Below are 20,373 nucleotides of genomic sequence, written 5' to 3'. Positions count from 1 at the left end.
GGGGGGGCGCTGTGTTTTTGTGTGTTGGGTTTGCCCTGGTCGTGGTTGTTTTGGGGGTTCGCGGTGGTTTCTTTTTTCGCGGGTGCTCCACCCCTCATGACACGCGGCGAGGCGCAGACGGGCCTGGCGAAGGGTGTCCCAGTGCTGCGCGGCGGGCGGGAGAAGGGAGAGGACCTCCGCGAGCGCCAGCGGCACCAGGGCGACCACCGGCGCGAGAACCGGGTCCAGCGCGCCGGCGGCGACGGCGCTCACGGCGAACCCGGTGCTCACGACGGTGGCGGCCCCCGTCGCCAGGATGATCAGGGCGTCGGCCGCTCCGGCGCCGAAAGCCTGTCGCCGGGCTTCGGCGGTCAGTGCCGCGTCGGTCGTGGCGATCCGGCGACGTCGCTCTTTGTCAGCCCCGTACGCGATCAGCTCGGCGGCCGCTTCGAACAGGCTCAGCACCTGCGCCGACACCGAACGCCGTCCGGCGGCCAGGGCGCTGGTCGCGCGGCGTTCGGCCCGGAGCGCGAGCAGCGGTGCGAACGCGCTCACCAGCACGGCCGCGGCCAGCGCGAGCCCGGCTTCGGGCAGCACGGCGGCCTGGACCGCGACGGCGCCGGCGGCCACCAGCGCGACCACGACCAGCGGCGTGACCACCCGGGGCAGCAGATCGCGCACGGTGTCGGTGTCACCGACCAGCCGTAGCTGCTCCTCGCCCGCCCGGAGCGCCCGCGCCGGCCCGAGCCGCACCAGCGACTCCCACAGCCGGACCCGCAGGCTCCCGGCGATCCGGAACGCGGCGTCGTGGGTGACCAGCCGTTCTAGGTAACGCAGCCCCGCGCGGCCGAGGCCGAACGTCCGCACGCCGACGATCATCACCGTCAGGGTCAGGATCGGCGGCTGCTGCGACGCCTTGGCGATCAGCCAGCCCGAAAGCGCGGTCAGCGCGACCCCGGCGAGCAACGCGGCGGCGCCGAGCAGCGCCCCGCCGAAGAACCTCGGCTGGAGCAGGTGACGCCACGGGACCGGCCTGGTCGCCGTCCGTTCTTCCGTCGTGACGACTTCCCTCACCGCGTCGGCCGACATGTCGACACCGGTGGTGCGTTCGTGCGCGGCGATGATCGCGGCGGCCCCGTTGTCGACGGCCTTGCGGACGGCGGCCATGACCAGTGCGGCGTTGACCTCGTCGAGGTGAGCGGTGGGCTCGTCGAGCAGGAGCAGCCACGCGCCCGACCGGACCCGCACCAGCGCCCGCGCCACCGCGACGCGCTGACGTTGCCCCTGCGAAAGCTTCGAAACCGGCCGTTCGGCCAGCCCTGCCAGCCCGAGTTCGCCGAGGATGTCTTCGGCGCCGACCTCGTCGCGGACCGTGCCCCCGCCGAAGACCGGCGACTGCGGCACCCAGGCGACGTTCTCGCGCCAGCGGTCGAGATCGGCGTCGGCGAGGTCGGTACCGCCGACGGTGATCGATCCGTCGTGGGCCTGCGCGAAACCGAGCAGGACGGCCAGCGTCGTCGACTTGCCGCCGCCGCTGGGCGCGCGCAGCCAGGTGATCTCGCCGGGCCGGACGGAGAACGTCTCGCCGTCGGGGGCGAACCCGCCGCGCCTTGAGACGCGGAGCCCGCCGACGTGGATCTCGCCTTTGGCCGGCGTCCCGGAACCGTTGGGCGGCAAGGGCTCCGCGAGCACGTCCGCGACCCGGCGCACGGCCTCGACGCCGTCTTCGCTGGCGTGGAACGCGGCGCCGACAGCGCGAAGCGGCTGGTAGCACTCCGGGACGAGGATCAGCACGCCGAGTCCGATGGCCAGCGGCAGGTCGCCGGAGACCAGCCGGACGCCGATGACGACGGCGACCAGCGCGACCGAAAGCGTCGCGATCAGTTCTAGAGCGAACGCCGACGCGAACGCGACCTTCAGGGTCTTGAGCGTCGCGCGGCGATGACGTTCGGAGATCTTCCGGACCGTCTCGGCCTGCGCCTCGGCGCGGCGGAACGCGCTGAGGATCGGCAGGGCGCGGACGAGTTCCAGCAGGTGCCCGGACAGCCTTTGCTCGGCGTCGGCGGCTTCGGCGACCCGCTCGGCGGTGTGCTTGCCGATCAGGATGGCGAACAGCGGCACCAACGGCACGGTGATCACGACGAGCGCGGCCGACGGCCAGTCCGCGACCAGGATCGCGGCACCGGCGGCGAGGGGCACGATCGCCGCGGTCACCAGCGCCGGGAGGTACTGGGTGAAGTAGGCGTCGAGCGCGTCGAGTCCCTTGGTGGTCAACGATGTCAGCTCGCCGTGACCGCGGCGCGCGATCCATTCCGGACCGAGTCTCAAGGCATGGTCGAGGGCTTTGGCGCGCAGTTCCTCCTTCGCGCGGGCCGCCGCGCGGGCAGAGACGATCCGCACCGCCCAGCCGGTCAACGCGCGCCCTGCGACGAGCGCGAGCAGCACGGCCAGCTGGGCGGTGCGGTCCCCCATGGTTCCGCGGACGACCGCGGAGAGGACGTCGGCCAGCAGGAACGCCTGGCCCACCAGCAACACGGCGTTGACGAAGGACAGGATGGCGCTGAGGATCAACGCCCGGCGCGCCGCACTCGAAAGTGGAGCCAGCGCGCCGAGCGGACCCTTCCCCGGTCGCGCTGGGTCCATTGTGGACTCCGTGGCGGAAAGGGTGTCGCGGCCGGGAAGTTCGGTCATGGTGCGTGCACCGGTGGGATGTGCCGGGTGCCGATGCGCTTGCGGAACACCCAGTACGTCCAGCTCTGGTAGATCAGGACGGCGGGGGCGCCGAAGAGCGCGACCCAGGTCATCACGGTCAGCGTGTACGGGCTCGACGCCTCGCCCGCGATGGTGAGCGTGTTCGCCGGGTCCAAAGTGGACGGAAGGACGTTCGGGTACAGCGCGACGAAGATCGCGACCGCGGCGGCTCCGATGACTCCGCCGAGCGCGGCGAACGCCTGCCCTTCCCGGCCCGCGCGGATCCGGAACCAGGCGATGACCGCGGCGACGACGGCGATGCCGATGAGCAGCAGCGTCCACAGGTCGCCCGAGCGCAGTTGCACGACGATGAGGAAGGCGAGCAACGGCAGGAGCACGACCGGGAGCAGGCGCGTGGCCAGGTTCCGCGCGCGGTGGCGGAGGTCGCCCTCGGTCTTGAGTGCGAGGAACGCGGCGCCGTGGACCAGCGAGAACCCGACGACCGCGACCGCGCCGAGCAGCGTTTCGAGGCTCAGGGCGGCGAACGGGCCGCCGACGCGGTTGCCGTCGGCGTCGAGCGGGAGACCGAGGGTGGTGGTCGCGAGGAGCAGGCCGACGCCGAACGGCGGGATCCACGAGCCGATCCCGATGACGCGGTCCCAGTTGCGGCGCCAGCGGTCGGAGTCGACCTTGCCGCGGTATTCGAACGCGACGCCGCGGCCGATGAGCGCGAGCAGGACGACCAGGAGTGGCAGGTACGCGGCCGAGAACAGCGACGCGTACCAGCCGGGGAACGCGGCGAACATCGCGCCGCCGGCGACGATCAGCCAGACCTCGTTGCCGTCCCAGACCGGGCCGATCGTGTTGACCATGACGCGGCGCTCGGTGTTGTCCTTCGCGAGGACCGGCATGAGCATGCCGACGCCGAAGTCGAAGCCTTCGAGGAAGAGGTAGCCGAGCCAGAACAGGGCGATGACGCAGAACCAGATCGTTTCGAGGGTCATCGGGTGCTCACTTTCCTGGCTTCCCGGGGCTTCCTGGGCTGAAGGGGACTTTCGCCGCATGCGATGTGGCGAAGGGAGCCTTCGGTGCGTGCGATGCGGTGAAGGGCCCCTTCAGCCCGCTCGGCCCCCTCAGCCCGCTCGGTCCCGCGCCCGGTCACCTGTCCGCTCCGGACGTTGCGAAAGCCACTTTCGCAACCTTGAGCGTTGCGAAAGTGGCTTTCGCAACCTGCCGCTACCACGCCTGCCCGCCCGAACCGGCGCTTCCCCACCTGCTCGCCCTGAGTTATCCACAACCACCCGAGTTGTCCACAGATAGGCTGTGGGTAACCCACCTGAGCGATACCCCCGATACGCTGGGTGCGGGGCCGTCCCCCGGGAAGGGCGGGGGGCTGGGTAGGTGACGTCAAGAGGCGATCAGTAGGCGAAGGCCAGCGCGTCGTCATCGCCGTCACCGCCTTCCGAGTCGCTGTTCTTGCTGGTCGAGGTCGGTTTCTTGGGTGGCATGACGGCGTCGACGCCGCCGCGGACGTACTTGCGCATCAGGAAGACCTCGACGACGCCGAGCACCGCGTAGACGGTCGTCAGCGCGATCAACGACGTCCAGACCTCGCCTGTGGACAACTTCGAGACGGCCTGCGCGGTGAACATCCACACCCCGTCCACCCCGGTCGGGTTCGGCACCACCACGAACGGCTGACGGCCCATCTCGGTGAAGATCCAGCCGGCGCTGTTGCCGATGAACGGCGTCGCGATGCCGCCGAGCACGAGCCACGGGAACCAGCGCTGCCCGGGGATCCGCCCGCGCCGCGTCAGCCACAGCGCGAGCAGCCCGATCCCGGCCGAGATCGCGCCGAAGCCGATCATCGCGCGGAAACCCCAGTAGGTCACCGGCAGGTTGGGCACGTAGTCGATCGGCTTCCCCGCGAGCGAACCGAGCTGCGGGTCGTCCGGGTAGTTCGTGCCGTACTTCGCCTGGTACTCGGTCACCAGGTTTTCGACGCCCTTGACCTCGGTCGTGAAGTCGTTGTGCGCCAGGAACGAGAGCAACGCTGGCACGTTGAACGTCTTGACGTCCTCACAGTTCGAACCGCTCACGTCCCCGATCGCGATGATCGAGAAGCTCGCCGGTTTCTCCGTGTGGCACAACGCTTCCGCCGAAGCCATCTTCATCGGCTGCTGCTCGAACATCAGCTTGCCCTGCATGTCACCGGTGATCGCCAGCACCGCGAACGCCACCACGCCGGTCCAGCCGCCGAGACGCAACGACGAACGCCACACCGCGCGGTGCTCGTCGTCCTCCGAACGCTTGCGCCACAACCGCCAGCCCGCGACACCGACCAGGAACGCCGCCGCCACCGAGAAAGCACCCGCGAGCGTGTGCGGGATCGCGGCCAGCGCGGTGTTGTTCGTCAGCACCGCCCAGATCGAGTTCATCGTCGGTTTCCCGTCCACGAACTCGACGCCGACCGGATGCTGCATCCACGAGTTCGCCGCCAGGATGAAGTACGCGGACGCCACCGTCGCCAGCGAATACGCCCACGCGCACGCCAGGTGGACCTTCTTCGGCAGCTTGTCCCAGCCGAAGATCCACAGCCCCAGGAAGGTCGACTCGACGAAGAACGCGACGAGCCCTTCCATCGCCAGCGGCGCGCCGAACACGTCCCCGACGAACCGCGAGTACGCGCTCCAGTTCATCCCGAACTGGAACTCCTGCACGATCCCGGTGACCACGCCCATCGCGAAGTTGACCAGCAGGAGTTTCCCCCAGAACTTGGTCATCTTCAGGTAGCGCGCGTCACCCGTGCGGACCCAGGCCGTCTGCATCCCGGCGACCAGGACCGAAAGCCCGATGGTCAGCGGGACCATCAGGAAGTGATAGACGGTGGTTATGCCGAACTGCCACCTAGCGAGATCGAGAACCTCCACGCCTCAAGCCTGCTCAACGCTCGATGAGCCCGCCAGTTCAAGTGGTCCTGATCTCGACAGGACGTAGGTCCCGCGCCCTGGTCAGCCGAGGCCGGCGAGTGTGAGCCTGGCCTCGTCGGCGACCGGCCGCCGCACTCCCGTGTCCCCCAGCGTCAGCACGTGTTCCAGCGCCAACGCGTAGGCGGTGTCGAGCGCGGCCTCGACGGCGACGGGGATATCGGGCTGGACGCCGACGCCTTCCCAGTTGGTTCCCGTGACCGGGTTCACGGCACGTCCACCCGGGACGGTGACATCCAGATGGGTGTCCACTTTGTACTGCTGCCGCGGGTTCGCGCCGCCGCCGGTGACCGCGCCGACCGTCTTCGCCCGCCCCAGCTGCTGCAACGAGTAGCTCAGGTCCTCGGCTCCGGAGAACGTCGTCGGACCCGTCAGGACCCACACCGGCTTGTCCGGACCGAACTTCCGCCCCGGCACGTACGGCAGGGTCCACATCTGGTTCGTCACGTCGCCATCACGCAGGTAAATGCTGTTGAAGTGCGTGGGCTCGTCGACCAGGTAGCTGATCAGCAGGGCCACCGCGGCGGGGCTGCCACCCCGGTTCTCGCGGACGTCGAGGATCAGCGCGTCGGTGGTCGCGAGCAGCGTCATCGCCGCGGAAAGGGCCTCGCCGGCGATGTCCGGCCCGTAGAACAGCTTCGTCTCCAGGTAGCCGACGTTCCCGGACAGCCGTCGCGCCGCCGCGATGCCGTGGCAGTTCAGTTCCGCCTCGCGCCGGAACTGCTCGGGGTCGAAGGACTCCCCGTTCACCTCGGGCAGCGGGTCGACGTGGTGCCGCAGCCGCAGATGCTTGTCCCCGTTGACCGATTGAAGGTCCTGGGTCACCGCGACGGCGAACGCCTGGTCGTCCAAACCGGCGTACGCGCCGTCGCCCAGCCTCGCCCGCAGGAACACCGTCAGCTTCTCGGCGACGTCAGGGAACACGTAGTGGTCCTTCAGCCGCGTGCACACGCCCTCGATCCGCGCTCTCTCGTCCATGACGGCCGAAGCTACCAGCGAAGCCTGAAAAAAGAATTCGGTTCGCCGAAATCTCCTTTCCGCTCCGCCTCGAAAAACAATTCGCCCACACAGGCAGCGCGATTCGGAAATGCGATCAGCTTGCCTTTCTCTGAATCGCCCCTTTATCGTTGCAGTGAAAGGGGTGCGAATTCATCATGTCTGACTCGATGCTGGCGCTGATCAGCGCGTTCGGCCTGGTACTGGCCGTGGAGCTGCCGGACAAGACCCTCGTCGCCACCCTGGTTCTCACCACCCGTTTCCGCGCGTGGCCGGTATTCGCCGGGGTGACCGCGGCCTTCGCCGTGCAATGTGCGATCGCCGCCACCTTCGGCAGTGTGCTCACTTTGCTGCCCGAGACGCTGGTGACCGCGATCGTCGCCGCGATGTTCGGTATCGGTGCGTACATGCTCCTTCGCGAAGGGTTCAGCCCCGGCCAGGACGGCGGCGAAGACGCGTCGCGGTCCGGAGCGGGTCCCGTGTCCTTCCTCCGCTCCGCGCTGACGTCGTTCGGCGTGCTCTTCGCCGCGGAGTGGGGTGACGCCTCCCAGCTCGCGACGGCCAGCCTCACGGCCCGCTTCGGCAACCCGTTCGCGGTCGCGCTCGGCTCCTTCGTCGCGCTGGTCGCCGTCGCCGGGCTCGCCGTGTTCATCGGCGCGAAGGTCCGCAGCCGCATCCGCCCGAAGCTCATCCAGCGCGTGGCGGGCTTCGTCTTCGCCGGGTTCTCGCTGTTCGCGCTGGCTCAGCTGGCCTTCTGAGGCCCACGGCTTTTTCACAGGTTCGCCGGGTAACCTTTCGGGAACGAAAAGGTGAACACCCGCCCCGACGTGCCTGGAGAAACCGGTCGTGACCTCGCCCAAGATCCTCGCGGCCCGTGCCGTCTCCCCCGTGCACGGCAGGCTCGCGATCTTGGGCATGGCCGTCGCCGTCGCGATCTCGATCGACCTGCATCTGCGGCTGTCCAGCCAGGTCAGCCCGATCTGGCAGACGCTGTCCGAGTACGTCTACGGCTACCTCTCGCCCGGTTCGACGGCGGCTCCGCTGTTCGGCGCGATGTGCCTGGCGCTGGGGTTCGGCTCGCTCGCCCTGCTCGGCGGCATCGCGAAGGCGCACCGCAGCGGGTACGAGTCCGTCCTCGGCCTGCTCGGCGTCTGGTGCGCCGGGCTGTTCGTCCTCGCACTGGTCCCGGTCGACCCCGAGGGCCAGGCCCGCTCGCTGGCCGGGCAGATCCACAACTACGCCGCGCTGACGGCCTTCCTCGCGCTTCCCGCCGCCGCCTGGGTGCTGACCCGCCCCGGCCGGGCGCGCTGCCCGTGGGAGCCGCGCCGCACGACGATCCGGCGGCTTTCGGTGGCCAGCTTCGCCGCGGTGGTGATCGTGCTCGGCGGCTTCGTCTGGACGATGCTCACCGGGCCGTCGCACCAGGAAATCACGCTCGGCCTGTTCGAGCGGCTCCTGTTCGCCGTCGACCTCACCCTGCTGGCGACCATGGTGCGCCCGCTGCTCAGCACCCGCTGACGCGCTACTCGGGCTGTTTCAGCACCTCGGCCAGCCGGACGGCGGCCGCCACGACCGCGGGCCCCACCACGGACGCGTCCAGCGGCTCCAGCGACACGACGCCGATGCTGGCCTTCAGTCCCGGTACCCCGCGCACGGGCGCGGCGACCCCGGACGCGCCGGCCTCCAGCTCGCCGGACGAGGTCACCCAGCCTTCGCCACCGCCGGGCCGCAGGCTCATCGCCTTGCCCGCCGCGCCGGCGGACAGCGGATGGCGCGTGCCGACGCGGTAGGCGACGTGGAAGCTCGTCCAGGACGGTTCGACGACCGCGACGGCCTGCGCCTGGTCCCCCTGCGCGACCGACAGGTGCGCCGTCGCGCCGACCTTCTCCGCCAGCTCCCGCAGGACCGGCCTGGCCGCCTCGCGCAGCTGCGGGAGGACCTGCCCGGCGAGCCGGAGCAGGCCGACGCCGAGCCGCACCTTGTTCCCGTCACGCCACACCAGGCCGCGTTCGGACAGCGGGACGAGCAGCCGGTAGACGGCGGCCCGGCTCGCGCCGATGGCGACGGCGAGTTCGGAGATCGTCGCCGCCTCGCCACCCGCGTCCGCCACGGCCTGCAACAGCGCCAGACCGCGGTCGAGAGTCAGCGACCCTTCGCGGGTCACAAGAGCCCGAGTTCCCCGAGGTCGGCGACGGGCTCGTCGAACGAAGCCGCCGCGTAGGAGGCGAAGAGCCCGCGAACGGCCTTCGCGGCCGGCTCCGACATCCCCTTGGCCTCGGCGGCCAGTGCGGCGCTGTCGGTCGACTCCAGCGCGGCGCGCACGTCGCCACCCGAGAGGCACCGCGCCGACGCGACGATGAGGTTCAGGAAGCCGTGGTGGGTGAAGCCGCTCGTCTCGTCCGTGTGGCGGACGGCGCGGTGCAGGCTGTTCGTCGCCTTGAACGACGCCCCGGTCGAGCCGCTGACCACCGCGAGGAAGTCGGCGACCTCGTCGACGCTGGGGAAGTTCTCGCCCGCCTTGCCGCCGCAGCGGATCTTCGGCCAGCTGCCGTGCTCGATCACCTTCCGCACGCCGTCCAGCCAGCCGACGCCGCGCCGCGGCTCGACCACGCGGATGACGTCCTCCGGCACGAACTCGGAGACGCGCTCCAGCCAGACCTCGTCGACGTCCGACGGCGCCGGCATCTCCACCATGCGCAGTGCGAGGATCTCGCTGCGGGATTCGACGATCGAGATCGCCTTCGGGACCCCGCCGAGGCCGGTGTCGATGATCAGCGACAGCGGCAGCGGTTCCTTCGGTTTGATCTTGATGAGTTCGGTGATGAGCTCGGGCAGCCTCGACGCCTGGCACAGGAACACACCGAGGACGCCGGAGTGCTCACCGGCCCTCGACGCGAAGTGCGCACGCAGCGCTTCGGGCATGGACGCCTCACCGGGCGGGAACAACGCCGAGTCGTCGACGAGCCGCGCGAACAGGGGAGGGATTCCTCGGGGGCCGGGTGGCGTGAGTTCCACAGCGCTTGACACGACTGACACGCTAGTAGCGTACGACATCAGGACAAAATCGTTCGCACAACGGACACGTTCCGGGGAGATTCCGATGCCTTACTACCGGCAGGTAGGCGAGATCCCGCACAAGCGCCACACGGCGTTCCGCAAGCCCGACGGGGGCCTGTACGCCGAGGAACTGATGGGTGTCGAGGGCTTCTCGGCGGACTCGGCACTGCTCTACCACCGCGGCCTGCCCACCGCGATCGTCGACGCCGTCGCGGTCGAGGACGAGCGTGGCCCGATCACCCCGAACCACCCGCTCAAGCCCCGCGCGTACAAGACGCACGACCTCAAGTTCGGCGACGCCGACGCGGTCACCGACCGGCGGAGGCTGTTCGGCAACGCCGACGTCACCATCGGCTTCGTCCACGCGACCCGGCCTTCGCCGCTGTACCGCAACGCGGCGGGCGACGAGCTGTTCTACGTCCAGGGCGGCAGCGCGACCGTCGAGACGATCTACGGCGCGCTGGAGGTCGGCGACGGCGACTACCTCGTCATCCCGACGTCGTGCACCTATCGCGTGCTCCCGCACGACGGCGGCGGGGTCAAGCTGCTGACCATCGAGGCGCGCGGCCACATCGGCCCGCCGAAGCGGTACCTGTCGGCGAAGGGCCAGTTCCTGGAGCACTCGCCGTACTGCGAGCGCGACATCCGGGGCCCGTCCGAACCGCTGGTCGCCGACGGCACCGACGTCGAGGTCCTCGTGCGGCACCGCGCCGGGCTGACGCGCTACACCTACGCGACCCACCCGTTCGACGTCGTCGGCTGGGACGGCTGCCTGTACCCGTGGGTGTTCAACATCGACGACTTCGAGCCGATCACCGGCCGCGTGCACCAGCCGCCACCCGTGCACCAGACGTTCGAGGGCCCGAACTTCGTGGTCTGCTCGTTCTGCCCGCGCAAGGTCGACTACCACCCCGAGTCGATCCCGGTGCCGTACAACCACGCGAACGTCGACTCCGACGAGCTGATGTTCTACGTCCGCGGCAACTACGAGGCGCGCAAGGGTTCCGGGATCGAGATCGGCTCGCTTTCGCTGCACCCGTCCGGCTTCACGCACGGGCCGCAGCCCGGCGCGGCGGAGGCGTCGATCGGCGCTCAGTTCTTCGACGAGACCGCGGTCATGGTGGACACCTTCGCGCCGCTGGAGCTCGGCGAAGCGGCCGACGCGTCGGAGGACCACGGCTACGCGTGGACCTGGTCCGGCCGGGGTCCGGGAGCTTGATGCCACGCATTTAGTCCTCTGAATGCGGTATTCGAAGACCGGCGCGAGCAGGTGCCCACGCATTCAGAGGACTAAATGCGGAAAAGATGGCGGGATAAGTACCGCCACGGCCGCAACGGTTCGGCAACGCCAAGCCGGACAAGGCGAAACCTCCGGATAATCGGTGTCCCCACCGGCGGAGGTTCTCCATGGTCGTGAATCCTCAGCAGTCCCGCGGCGGCCGCAAGGTCCTGGCGTTCGTGGCCGCGGCGGTGGTCGCCATCGGCCTGATCATCGGCTTGCGCGCGATCACGAGCGACTCCGGCGAGGAGGCCGCGGAAGCGAAGTGCACGACGGGCGACGCGGTCAAGTTGCAGGTGTCGTCTTCGCCGGAGAAGGCGGGCGTGGTCACCGAGATCGCCAAGGGCTACAGCGGCCGCACGGTGGCCGGGCGCTGCGTCGACGTGCTCGTGCAGTCGAAGTCCTCCGGCACCGCCATGCAGGCGCTGTCGCGCGGCTGGAACGAGGCGGTGGACGGACCGCGGCCGGACGTCTGGACGCCGGCGGCGTCCGGCTGGGTGAACCTGCTGCGCCAGAACCTCACCGGCACCGACCACCCCGCGCTGGTCCCCGAGGGCGACCCGGAATCGGTCGCGAACGCGCCACTGGTCGTCGCCATGCCGAAACCGATGGCCGAGGCGCTCGGCTGGCCGGGCAAGGGCATCGGCTGGAAGGACCTCGCGGCGCTCGCCACGGATCCGCAGGGCTGGGCGAAGTACGGGCATCCGGAGTGGGGGAAGTTCCGGCTGGGCAAGACGAATCCGAACATCTCGACGTCCGGTCTCAACGCCACCATCGGCGCCTACTACGCGGCGACGGGCACGTCTTCGGACCTCACCGCGAACGCGCTCGCGAAACCGGAGGCGCGCACGTTCGTGCAGAACGTCGAGCAGGCCATCGTCCACTACGGCGACAACACGCTGACGTTCCTGACGAACCTGCAGAAGGCCGACGACCGCGGCGCCGCGCTGTCGTACATCTCGGCGGTGACGGTCGAGGAGAACTCGCTCGTCGGCTACAACCAGGGCAATCCCACCAACGACCCGGCGAAACGCGGTCAGCACGCGCCGCCGAAGGTGCCGCTCGTCGGGATCTACCCGAGCGACGGCACGCTCAACTCCGATCACCCGTTCACCGTGCTGAACTGGGCGGACGACCTCCACAAGCAGGTCGCGGCGGATTTCCTCGCGCATCTGCGCGGCGCCGAGGCGCAGCAGAAGTTCAGCGACATCGGCTTCCGCACCTTCGACGGGAAACCGGGCTCGCAGACCACCTCGGAGAACGGCGCCCAGCCCGACGGGAAGCTCAACCTGATCCGCCCGCCGAGCCCGCCGGTGCTGACCGAGGTGCTGAAGTCGTGGAAGGACCTGCGGAAGAAGGCGAACGTGCTGCTGGTCGTCGACGTCTCCGGTTCGATGGGCGACGGCGTCAGCGGGACCGGCAAGAACAAGATGGATCTCGCGAAACAGGCGGCCGTGGCGTCACTGCCGCAGTTCAGCGACGCGGACAAGGTCGGGCTGTGGATGTTCTCCACGAAACTGAACGGCGACAAGGACTACTTCGAACTCCGGCCGGTGTCGCCGATCGGCGGTGAACCGGGCAGGCAGGAGCTGGCGTCGCGGCTGAACGGGCTGACACCGCAGAACGGGACGGGGCTCTACGACTCGTCGCTCGCGGCGTACGAGTTCATGAAGCAGCGGCTGGACCCGAACGCGATCAACGCCGTCGTCGTGCTCACCGACGGCCGGAACGAGGATCCGGGCGGCATCGATCTGCAGAACCTCGTCGGGCAGCTGCGGACCGAGGGCGGCGGCGAAGCGGTGCGGATGTTCACCATCGCCTACGGCTCCGACGCGGACCTGAACGTGCTCAAGGAGATCGCCGAGACCACCCAGGGCGTCGGGTACGACTCGTCCAAACCGGACTCGATCGACCAGGTCTTCACCGCCGTGATCTCGAATTTCTGAGATCCTCGGATATGCGCTTCGTCCGTGAGCTAGCCGAACCGTGGGGACTGCTCCTCGCGGCGACGTCGGCGGGTGCGGCCTGGGCGGTGCAACTGCCGGCCCTCGCCGCGCTCGGCGTCGGCGTCACCGTGCTCGCCGCCCGTGCCGGGGTCGCCGCCGCCACGCGGCCGAAACCCTTGCCGGAGCCCGAAGAACGAGCACTCCCGGACGTCGAACCGGGTTCACCCGAGGCGGGCTGGCTGCGGCGCGCGGAGTCGGCGGCCGACGGGTTCCGGTCGATTTCCGGCTCGCTCGAAGCCGGCCCGCTCGCCGACCGGGTGGCCGGCATGGAACCGGTGGTGCGGGAAACCGTCGACACGCTCCGACGGCTGGCGGGCCGCGCGACGGCCACCGGCAAGGCGCTGACGCGGGTGGACGTCGGCGCGGTGTCCGCCGAGAAAGCCCGGCTGCGGAAGGAATTGAAGACCGCCGACGACGACATCCGCGGCGACCTGACGCAGTCGATCGAAGCAGTGCAGGCGCAGGAAGACGTGCACGCGCGGCTTTCGAGCGCGCAACGGAAACTGTTGGCACAGCTGCGATCCGGCGCGCTCGGGCTCGACGGGCTGGTCGCCAGGGCGGCGGAGTTGTCGGCCGCCACCGGCGATTCGCTGCTCGACACCACCACGATCGGCGAACTGGACGAGCAGTTGGAAGGGATCCGGCGGGGTGTCGTGGAGACCGAGGAGGCGACGCGGCGCTCGCTCGGCTGAGCTCACTTCCCGAACTTGACCGGCCCGAAAACCGCGTGGCCCGGCACTCCGGCCTTCGCTGTCCTCCCTGCCATCGGCGGCCCGAGCACCCACAGCCGTCCGGTCGCGGCGATGTTCGCGGCCAGCGACGGATCCGAACCACCGGCCCGGACGGTGACCTCGCGGCCGTCGGGCAGCACCGTCCGTCCCTTCATGGTGACCATGCCGACGAGGTTGACCGACGCCGGTCCGGAGATGACGGCGAGTTCGGTCCACGTCGGCTCCGGGGACGGCCTCGTCATCACGACGGCCGTGATGACGAGGCCGATCGTCGCGACGAGGCAGAGGGCGGCCAGTACCTGCGCGTCCGGCACCAGGACGCTGCGGCGGTCCGGGAAATCGATCGCGACCCAGATCGAGAAGGCGGCCGCCACCAGCGCGATACCGGCGGTGAGCAGGTAGTACGACGCCAGGAGCCGTCGTTGCAGGGTGAGCATCCGTCCCGGTGAGACCGGCTGGGTCGTCAGCGGCACCGAGCCCTTCACGGGGGCGTCCCGGAACTTGCCGTTCCGCGGGACGATCACACCGGGAAGCAGGAAGAACGGACCCAGCACCCACAGCCGCCGCTGAGCCGCGAGTTGTGCGCGGAGCGGGGCGGGGAGCCGGACGACGAACCAGCGGCCGTCGAGCGGGACGCTCACCCACGCCCCGGCGATGACGGCGTCGTCCAGCCCGCTCACCAGGCGGAACGGCTTGCGGGTGAGCTTCCGCATCGGCGAGCATCCGACGAGCAGGACGTACCCGAAGTAGACCGCGACCGGTGTCATGAAGGAGATCAGGAACGCGGGCACGGCGACCCCGTACCGCCCCGAAAACGCCAGGTAGACGCCCAGCACGACGATCATCCCGGCGGTGAAGAGCATCGTCCCGTACGTCACGATGAGCCGGTCGAGCAAGGGCGCCAGGACCGGCATGTTGATGGCCGGAACCCCTTCGGGTGGTTCGACACCCCGGATTCTGTGCTCTTCCACCTGGTCAACGTATACGCGCTTCTCGAGAAGTGATCCAGGCTACTTCCACTCGACGCGTAAATCAGGTTAGGCTCACCTAACTTAGGAGGTGAGCCGTGACCACACCGACGTCCATTCGCCGCCCGCCGGCGCCGAACCCCGCGGAACGCGCGAAGACGATCGCCACCCGCAACGGACCGGCGACGCTCATGCCGACCGCCGAACAGCGCGACCAGCCAGGACAGTACGGCCGCGTCATCCCCGAACTGCACCACGTGCACACGAGCGGCAGCGTCAGCGTGCTGCTGCCCGACGAGCACCACCTGGTGAAACGCGCGCACGAGGCGCAACGCGGCGAGCTCGCGGTGATGGTCGAACTGACCGATCAGGCGCCGGTCGACCTGCGCGAACCCATCCGCGGGCTGCTGTGGATCACCGGCTGGCTCCGCCCGCTCTCCGAGGTCTCGGCGCGCGCCCGCGCGGTCTCCATCGCCGAAACCCGGCCGGACGAGCGACTGCTCGACGTCGGGCACGGCCTGACGCTGCTGAGGCTGACCCCGGCGTCGCTGGTCCTCGCCGACGCCGAGGGCACGCACTCGCTCCGGCCGCACATGTTCAGCGCCGCGCCGCCGGACCCGTTCCACGACTACGAGGCCGCGTGGCTGCGCCATCTGGAGAGCGACCACGCCGACGTCGTCCAGCAACTCGCCAAGCACGTGCCCGCCGAGCTGCGCGGCGGCTGGATCCGGCCGCTCGGGCTGGATCGCTACGGCCTGCGGCTGCGGGTCGAGGCCGACTCAGGCGACCACGACGTCCGGCTCGCGTTCTCACGGCCGGTCGAGGGCCCGCAGCAGCTGAGCGGCGAGATCCGCCGCCTGGTCGGCTGCCCGTACTCGTTCGGCTAGGCCAGTTCCGCCGGGAAGCCGCCCTTGGCGATCGGGCCCCACGATTCGATGGTGACGCGGATGATGCTCTTGCCCTGCTTCACCATCGCTTCGCGGTACTCGTCCCAGTCGGGATGCTCACCCGAGATCGCGCGGAAGTAGTCGACCAGCGGCTCGACCGAATCGGGCAGGTCGAGGACCTCGGCGGTGCCGTTCAGCTGGACCCACTGGTCGTTCCACTCGTCGGACAGGACGCAGGCGGACACCTTCGGCTCGCGCCGGATGTTCACCACCTTCGCGCGCTTCGGATACGTGGAGATGACCAAGCGGCCCTCGCCGTCGACTCCGCAGGTCACCGGCGAGAGCTGCGGGCCGCCGTCGGCCTTGGTGGTCATCAGGATGGCGCGGTGCCGGGTGGACAGGAAGTCGACGAGCGCGGCCCGGTCGACGGTTTCGTTGGTCGCGATACTCCTGGGCATGACCCGACGGTAACGTGCGGCCGATGAGCTGGCTGCGTCCCGAACGCCCGGCGCTGCCGGAATTCGTGGAAGACCCGGCGCGCCGTCGCGCGATCGTCATCGAACTCGTCGTCGTCTTCGGCATCACCCTCGGCCTGTCCGGGCTGCGCAGCCTGCTGTCCCTTGTGGACTCACTGCTGCAGCCTGTCCCGCTGGCGCAGCAACAAGCTCAGCTCAACGTGCCCCAGGCGACGTTGAGCCTGGTCGACCTGCTCAAACAGCTCCTGAGCGCGGGCCAGCTGGTCGGCTGGGGCGCGCTCGGGCTGTACCTGTTGTGGCGCGGCGGGATGAAGCTCGGCCAGATCGGGCTCGACAGACAGCGTCCCGGCCGCGACGTCGTCCACGGGCTCCTGCTCGCCGCGGTGATCGGGATTCCGGGGCTCGGCCTGTACTTCCTCTCCTACAGCCTCGGGTTCAGCCTGTCGGTGCAACCGTCCACATTGGGCGAAACGTGGTGGCGTCCGATCACGCTGACGTTGTCGGCCTTCGGGAACGCGTTCGCCGAAGAGGTGCTCGTCGTCGCGTATCTGCTGACCAGGCTGCGGCAACTGGGGCTGCGCGAGAACACCTCGCTGGTCGCGTCGTCGGTGCTGCGCGGGTCGTATCACCTGTATCAGGGATTCGGCGGTTTCGTCGGCAACGTCGTGATGGGCCTGGTGTTCGGCAGGCTGTGGCAGAAGACGAACCGGCTGTGGCCGCTGATCGTCGCGCACACCGCGCTGGATTTCGTTTCCTTCGTCGGATACGCGCTGCTCAAGGGGCGAGTTTCCTGGCTTCCCTAGCTAGTGTGAACTCGTGATTGACGAGACGACTCCACCCCGAGTTGACAGCGAAGTCGGCCCCCTGCGTGCGGTGCTCCTGCACCGGCCCGGCAACGAGCTCAAAAGGCTCACGCCTCGCAACAACGACCAGCTCCTGTTCGATTCCATCCCCTGGGTGGACCGCGCGCAGGAGGAGCACGACGCGTTCGCCGAGGTGCTGCGCGGCCGCGGTGTCGAGGTGCTGCTGCTGGCCGACGCGCTCCGCACGGCGCTCGGCGACACCCGCGCCCACGCGGCCGGCGTGCACGCGGCGGTCGACGAGCGGCGGCTCGGGCCCGACCTGGCCGATTCGCTCCGGTCCCACCTGTCGAGCGTCTCGCCCGCGGTGCTGGCCGAGGTCCTGATGGCGGGCATGACCTTTGAGGAGCTGCCCGCCGCCGAAGGCGCCTCGCTGGTCCGGCTGATGAACCACCCGAACGACTTCGCCGTCGATCCGCTGCCGAACCTGCTGTTCACCCGTGACTCGTCGGCCTGGATCGGCAACCGGGTCGCGGTCTCCTCGCTCACCATGCCCGCGCGCGTCCGCGAGACCGCGGTGCTGGACCTGATCTACGCCTACCACCCGTGGTTCCGCCACGCGGCCCGCGCGTACGGCGCGCATTCGGCGCCGATCGAAGGCGGCGACGTCATGCTGCTCTCGCCGGGCGTCCTGGCCATCGGCGTCGGCGAGCGCACCACCGCGGCGGGCGCGGAATCCCTCGCCCGGTCGGTGTTCGCCGACGGGATCGCGCACACCGTGCTCGCCGTCCCGATCCAGCAGACCCGCGCGACCATGCATCTGGACACCGTCTGCACGATGGTCGCGGCCGACGCCGTCGTCATGTATCCGCTTTCGGCCGATTCACTGACCGCGTTCACCATGCGCCCCACCGACGACGGTTCGGTGAAGGTGGAAGGGCCCGCCCCATTCCTCACCGCGGCCGCCGAAGCGATGGGAATCGACCGGCTCCGCGTCATCGACACCGGACTCGATCCGGTCACCGCGGAACGCGAGCAATGGGACGACGGGAACAACACCCTCGCGCTCGCGCCCGGCGTCGTCGTCGGGTACGAACGTAATGTGGAAACCAACGCCCGCCTGGCGGAAGCCGGTATCGAGGTACTGGCCATCACCGGCTCCGAGCTGGGCTCCGGCCGCGGCGGGCCGCGCTGCATGTCGTGCCCGATCCGGCGCGAAAGCATCTGAGCCATAAATAAAGTAAGCCTTCCCTAATTGATTCGAATTGATTAGGGAAGGCTTACTTAATTGAGGCGGACCTATTGTCGGTAATGGTAACCTAATAGGGGGTAGATCACCAGGAAAAACTGGAAATCAAATAGGGACATGACGTATCTTCGAACACATGGCCCTCACCAAGAAGCAACCGCGCTCGAAGTTCTACGAACTGCTGCAGGCGCAGATCCACAACGAGTTCAACGCCTCCCAGCAGTACATCGCGCTGGCGGTCTGGTTCGACGCCGAGGACCTGCCGCAGCTCGCGAAGCACTTCTACAAGCAGTCCGTCGAAGAGCGGAACCACGGAATGGCGCTGGTCCAGTACATGCTGGACACCGACCACCACGTGGAGATCCCCGGCACCGGCGACGTGCGCAACGACTTCTCCGACGTCCGTGAGCTCATCGAGCTCGCGCTGCAGCAGGAGAAGGACGTCGCGACCGACATCCAGCAGCTGGCCAAGGCCGCCCGCGCCGAAGAGGACTACATCGGCGAGCAGTTCACGCAGTGGTTCCTCAAGGAGCAGGTCGAGGAGATCTCCCAGATGTCCACGCTGCTCAACATCGTCAAGCGCGCCGACGGCAACCTGTTCGAGGTGGAGAACCACCTGCACCGCGAGTCCGTCGGCGACGGCGGCACCGATTCGAGCATGCCCCCCGTCGCGGGCGGCGCGCTCTGACGCACTGACCAACGCTCCCACCACAAGGAAAACCCGGGCTCTCCCCCTTGGAGCAGCCCGGGTTTTCCTTTCGCGCGGACGACCTCAGCTGAACTGGCAGTCCTGGTTGATGCTGGTCAGCAGGATGCTGACGGCCGACCCGTCCTTGGCCACGAAGATCCGGTACGCGCTCACCGCGCTGACCGGCGCGACATACGCGCCGCCGTCCTTGGTGCTGCCGGGATAGGCGGCGAGGATGTCCGCCTCGGTCGAGCCGACACCGATCCCCTCCGGCGTGTGCACCGTGCCCGCCGGGTTGATGACGGTGATCCCCTCGGCCTCGGTCAGCGACACCGACGACGGCCCCGGAACGGCGGCACCTTCCGCGTAGCCGTACGTGCAGGCGCCCCGGACCTCTTTCGCCCGCAGCGGGCCGGCGGTGGCCTCCGCCTCGGACTCGCTCATCCCGAGCCGGAGCTTGCCGAAACCGGCGGACGTCAGCAGCGCGCCGGTGGTCACCTTGCCCTGAGCGGGCGGCTTCGTGGCGGCGGTGCTCTTCGGCGGCTTGACCGGCCCGTCGGAGGCCGTCGACTGCGGGGGCGCGGCCGTATGGGTCGGCGGCGGCGCGGGCGAGGACGCCGGCGGCTCGGAGGTGCCCGGCCCGGGCCGCGCCAGGCTCGACGAGGCCGCGCCCATGGTGAGCTGGTCGCCGGGGAAGGCCGCGCCGTTGTCCTTGTCGTGGATCGTGAAGACCGTGAGCCCGCCGCCCACCATGACGATCGCGGCGGCCATCCCGCTCGTGGTCTGCATCAGCTGACGGCGACGACGGCGGCGCCGGGCGCCCGCGACGATCGTCTCGGGATTCAGCGTGGATCCCGAGCCGAGCCGTTCGTCGGAGAACAGGTCGCGCAGCTTCTGCTGCACGTCCTCTTCGGACATGTTCATCCCGCTTCCCTCCCTTCGTCCTTGTGATCGAACAACGCGAGCTTCGTGCGCAGCGACGCGATCGCCTTGCTCGCCTGGCTTTTGACGGTGCCCTGGCTGACGCCGAGCGAATCCGCGATCTCCGCTTCCGACAGCCCCTCGTAGTAACGCAGGACCATCACCGCGCGTTGCCTCGGCGGCAGCGCGCGTAACGCCTGCCACAACGGCTCGTGCTCGAACGGGTCGGCCGGGCTGTACGGCTGGGTGTCCGGCAGGTCGGCGACGAGGCTCTCCCGTTTGGTCCGGCGCCAGCGGCTGATGTGCGCGTTGGCCATCGAACGGCGGATGTAGGCCATCGGGTCGCCGGTCTTGTGCTGCACGTAGGACCAGCGGGAGCCGATCTTCTCCAGCACGGTCTGGACCAGGTCGGCGGCGTCGTGCGGATTCCCGGTGAGGGCGTGCCCGTACCGGATCAGGCCGGGAAGGCTGGCCTGCACGAAGTCGCCGAAGTCGGTGAGCTCGCCCGGCACGTCTCTCCCTCGGCTCTCGCCGGCTCCCCAGACTTCCGTCCCCGGGATGACCGTCGCGGCAGCGGTCACCGTATCGCCTCCTCCCGGGGTCACTCGGCCAGGCTCGCCTGGCTCACCTCTCCCGAAACGCATGACCGCCCCCACAG

Annotated in this window: 19 protein-coding genes; 9 read left to right on the top strand and 10 right to left on the bottom strand. The window is 69.4% G+C overall.

The features are described 5' to 3' along the window. From ACFWMR_RS05550 to ACFWMR_RS05535, 4 genes are all read right to left on the bottom strand, one after another. The coding region (locus ACFWMR_RS05550; RefSeq protein WP_378377244.1) for an ABC transporter transmembrane domain-containing protein at positions 1-2,670 on the bottom strand (2,670 nt) is incomplete at its 3' end. After that, a complete protein-coding gene (gene cydB, locus ACFWMR_RS05545) occupies positions 2,667-3,674 on the bottom strand; it encodes a cytochrome d ubiquinol oxidase subunit II (protein WP_378377242.1) in 1,008 nt (335 codons plus the stop codon). The genes cydB and ACFWMR_RS05550, both read right to left, overlap by 4 nt. A gap of 414 nt (positions 3,675-4,088) precedes the next feature. Continuing rightward, the gene (locus tag ACFWMR_RS05540) at positions 4,089-5,600 is read right to left on the bottom strand and encodes a cytochrome ubiquinol oxidase subunit I (RefSeq protein WP_378377241.1); all 1,512 of its coding nucleotides are present in this window, start codon (positions 5,598-5,600) and stop codon (positions 4,089-4,091) included. Positions 5,601-5,681: 81 nt separating this feature from the next. After that, entirely contained in the window at positions 5,682-6,635 is a 954-nt protein-coding gene (locus ACFWMR_RS05535) for a S41 family peptidase (protein ID WP_378377239.1), read from the bottom strand. Between the two features lie 188 nt (positions 6,636-6,823). Here ACFWMR_RS05535 and ACFWMR_RS05530 point away from each other — a divergent pair, with 188 nt between their 5' ends. Next, complete coding sequence (locus tag ACFWMR_RS05530) at positions 6,824-7,411, top strand: TMEM165/GDT1 family protein (RefSeq protein ID WP_039914838.1); 588 nt, start codon at positions 6,824-6,826, stop codon at positions 7,409-7,411. An 88-nt stretch (positions 7,412-7,499) separates the two neighbouring features. Then, the gene (locus ACFWMR_RS05525) at positions 7,500-8,171 is read left to right on the top strand and encodes a DUF998 domain-containing protein (RefSeq protein ID WP_378377237.1); all 672 of its coding nucleotides are present in this window, start codon (positions 7,500-7,502) and stop codon (positions 8,169-8,171) included. 4 nt (positions 8,172-8,175) lie between these two features. Here the strand turns inward: ACFWMR_RS05525 and ACFWMR_RS05520 are convergent, their stop codons facing one another. Then, positions 8,176-8,817, bottom strand: a complete 642-nt coding sequence (locus ACFWMR_RS05520) for an IclR family transcriptional regulator (protein ID WP_093931930.1) — start codon at positions 8,815-8,817, stop codon at positions 8,176-8,178. Then, positions 8,814-9,668, bottom strand: a complete 855-nt coding sequence (locus tag ACFWMR_RS05515) for a hypothetical protein (protein ID WP_167405958.1) — start codon at positions 9,666-9,668, stop codon at positions 8,814-8,816. Before ACFWMR_RS05515 ends, ACFWMR_RS05520 begins: the two co-directional genes overlap by 4 nt. 85 nt (positions 9,669-9,753) lie before the next feature. Between ACFWMR_RS05515 and ACFWMR_RS05510 the strand changes: the two genes are divergently transcribed. From ACFWMR_RS05510 to ACFWMR_RS05500, 3 genes are all read left to right on the top strand, one after another. Continuing rightward, positions 9,754-10,929, top strand: coding sequence for a homogentisate 1,2-dioxygenase (locus tag ACFWMR_RS05510; protein ID WP_378377235.1), 1,176 nt, complete (start codon positions 9,754-9,756; stop codon positions 10,927-10,929). Between the two features lie 188 nt (positions 10,930-11,117). Next, positions 11,118-12,935, top strand: coding sequence for a substrate-binding and vWA domain-containing protein (locus tag ACFWMR_RS05505; RefSeq protein ID WP_378377233.1), 1,818 nt, complete (start codon positions 11,118-11,120; stop codon positions 12,933-12,935). Positions 12,936-12,946: 11 nt separating this feature from the next. After that, positions 12,947-13,687 carry a hypothetical protein gene (locus tag ACFWMR_RS05500; RefSeq protein WP_378377231.1) on the top strand — a complete coding sequence of 247 codons (741 nt, stop codon included), beginning with the start codon at positions 12,947-12,949 and terminating at the stop codon, positions 13,685-13,687. 2 nt (positions 13,688-13,689) lie between these two features. Here ACFWMR_RS05500 and ACFWMR_RS05495 read toward each other — a convergent pair whose 3' ends face one another. After that, a complete protein-coding gene (locus tag ACFWMR_RS05495) occupies positions 13,690-14,697 on the bottom strand; it encodes a hypothetical protein (protein ID WP_378377230.1) in 1,008 nt (335 codons plus the stop codon). Positions 14,698-14,792: 95 nt separating this feature from the next. Between ACFWMR_RS05495 and ACFWMR_RS05490 the strand changes: the two genes are divergently transcribed. Then, positions 14,793-15,581 (top strand): DUF2470 domain-containing protein, encoded by a 789-nt coding sequence (locus ACFWMR_RS05490; RefSeq protein ID WP_378377228.1) that lies wholly within the window; start codon positions 14,793-14,795, stop codon positions 15,579-15,581. Here ACFWMR_RS05490 and ACFWMR_RS05485 read toward each other — a convergent pair. Further along, on the bottom strand, positions 15,578-16,039 hold the full coding sequence (locus ACFWMR_RS05485) for a PPOX class F420-dependent oxidoreductase (RefSeq protein ID WP_093931936.1): 462 nt from the start codon (positions 16,037-16,039) through the stop codon (positions 15,578-15,580). The two genes, ACFWMR_RS05490 and ACFWMR_RS05485, sit on opposite strands and share 4 nt — an antisense overlap. 23 nt (positions 16,040-16,062) lie before the next feature. On the opposite strand from ACFWMR_RS05485, the gene ACFWMR_RS05480 reads away from it, so the two are divergent. From ACFWMR_RS05480 to ACFWMR_RS05470, 3 genes are all read left to right on the top strand, one after another. Then, positions 16,063-16,860: a CPBP family intramembrane glutamic endopeptidase gene (locus ACFWMR_RS05480; RefSeq protein WP_378276203.1), complete on the top strand. Its 798-nt coding sequence runs from the start codon at positions 16,063-16,065 to the stop codon at positions 16,858-16,860. 13 nt (positions 16,861-16,873) lie between these two features. Beyond that, positions 16,874-18,085, top strand: coding sequence for an arginine deiminase (locus ACFWMR_RS05475; RefSeq protein WP_378276201.1), 1,212 nt, complete (start codon positions 16,874-16,876; stop codon positions 18,083-18,085). Between the two features lie 157 nt (positions 18,086-18,242). After that, positions 18,243-18,794 carry a ferritin gene (locus tag ACFWMR_RS05470; RefSeq protein ID WP_378238070.1) on the top strand — a complete coding sequence of 184 codons (552 nt, stop codon included), beginning with the start codon at positions 18,243-18,245 and terminating at the stop codon, positions 18,792-18,794. An 84-nt stretch (positions 18,795-18,878) separates the two neighbouring features. Here the strand turns inward: ACFWMR_RS05470 and ACFWMR_RS05465 are convergent, their stop codons facing one another. Beyond that, positions 18,879-19,718, bottom strand: coding sequence for a hypothetical protein (locus ACFWMR_RS05465; protein ID WP_378377226.1), 840 nt, complete (start codon positions 19,716-19,718; stop codon positions 18,879-18,881). Continuing rightward, positions 19,715-20,227 (bottom strand): SigE family RNA polymerase sigma factor, encoded by a 513-nt coding sequence (locus ACFWMR_RS05460; protein WP_378377246.1) that lies wholly within the window; start codon positions 20,225-20,227, stop codon positions 19,715-19,717. The genes ACFWMR_RS05465 and ACFWMR_RS05460 overlap by 4 nt, the downstream gene beginning before the upstream one ends. Between the last annotated feature and the right edge of the window lie 146 nt (positions 20,228-20,373).

It is taken from the genome of Amycolatopsis thailandensis, from assembly GCF_042723255.1.
GTDB classification, from domain to species: Bacteria; Actinomycetota; Actinomycetes; order Mycobacteriales; family Pseudonocardiaceae; genus Amycolatopsis; species Amycolatopsis thailandensis.
This window is presented reverse-complemented; position numbering and strand designations above follow the sequence as displayed.

What these genes read in the sequence shown, in the direction of transcription:
- ACFWMR_RS05470 (WP_378238070.1), top strand. Translation starts at nt 18,243, where the DNA reads ATGGCCCTCACCAAGAAGCAACCGCGCTCGAAGTTCTACGAACTGCTG.
- ACFWMR_RS05530 (WP_039914838.1), top strand. Translation starts at nt 6,824, where the DNA reads ATGCTGGCGCTGATCAGCGCGTTCGGCCTGGTACTGGCCGTGGAGCTG.
- ACFWMR_RS05505 (WP_378377233.1), top strand. Translation starts at nt 11,118, where the DNA reads ATGGTCGTGAATCCTCAGCAGTCCCGCGGCGGCCGCAAGGTCCTGGCG.
- ACFWMR_RS05535 (WP_378377239.1), bottom strand. Translation starts at nt 6,635, where the DNA reads ATGGACGAGAGAGCGCGGATCGAGGGCGTGTGCACGCGGCTGAAGGAC.
- ACFWMR_RS05500 (WP_378377231.1), top strand. Translation starts at nt 12,947, where the DNA reads ATGCGCTTCGTCCGTGAGCTAGCCGAACCGTGGGGACTGCTCCTCGCG.
- cydB (WP_378377242.1), bottom strand. Translation starts at nt 3,674, where the DNA reads ATGACCCTCGAAACGATCTGGTTCTGCGTCATCGCCCTGTTCTGGCTC.
- ACFWMR_RS05485 (WP_093931936.1), bottom strand. Translation starts at nt 16,039, where the DNA reads ATGCCCAGGAGTATCGCGACCAACGAAACCGTCGACCGGGCCGCGCTC.
- ACFWMR_RS05510 (WP_378377235.1), top strand. Translation starts at nt 9,754, where the DNA reads ATGCCTTACTACCGGCAGGTAGGCGAGATCCCGCACAAGCGCCACACG.
- ACFWMR_RS05465 (WP_378377226.1), bottom strand. Translation starts at nt 19,718, where the DNA reads ATGAACATGTCCGAAGAGGACGTGCAGCAGAAGCTGCGCGACCTGTTC.
- ACFWMR_RS05480 (WP_378276203.1), top strand. Translation starts at nt 16,063, where the DNA reads ATGAGCTGGCTGCGTCCCGAACGCCCGGCGCTGCCGGAATTCGTGGAA.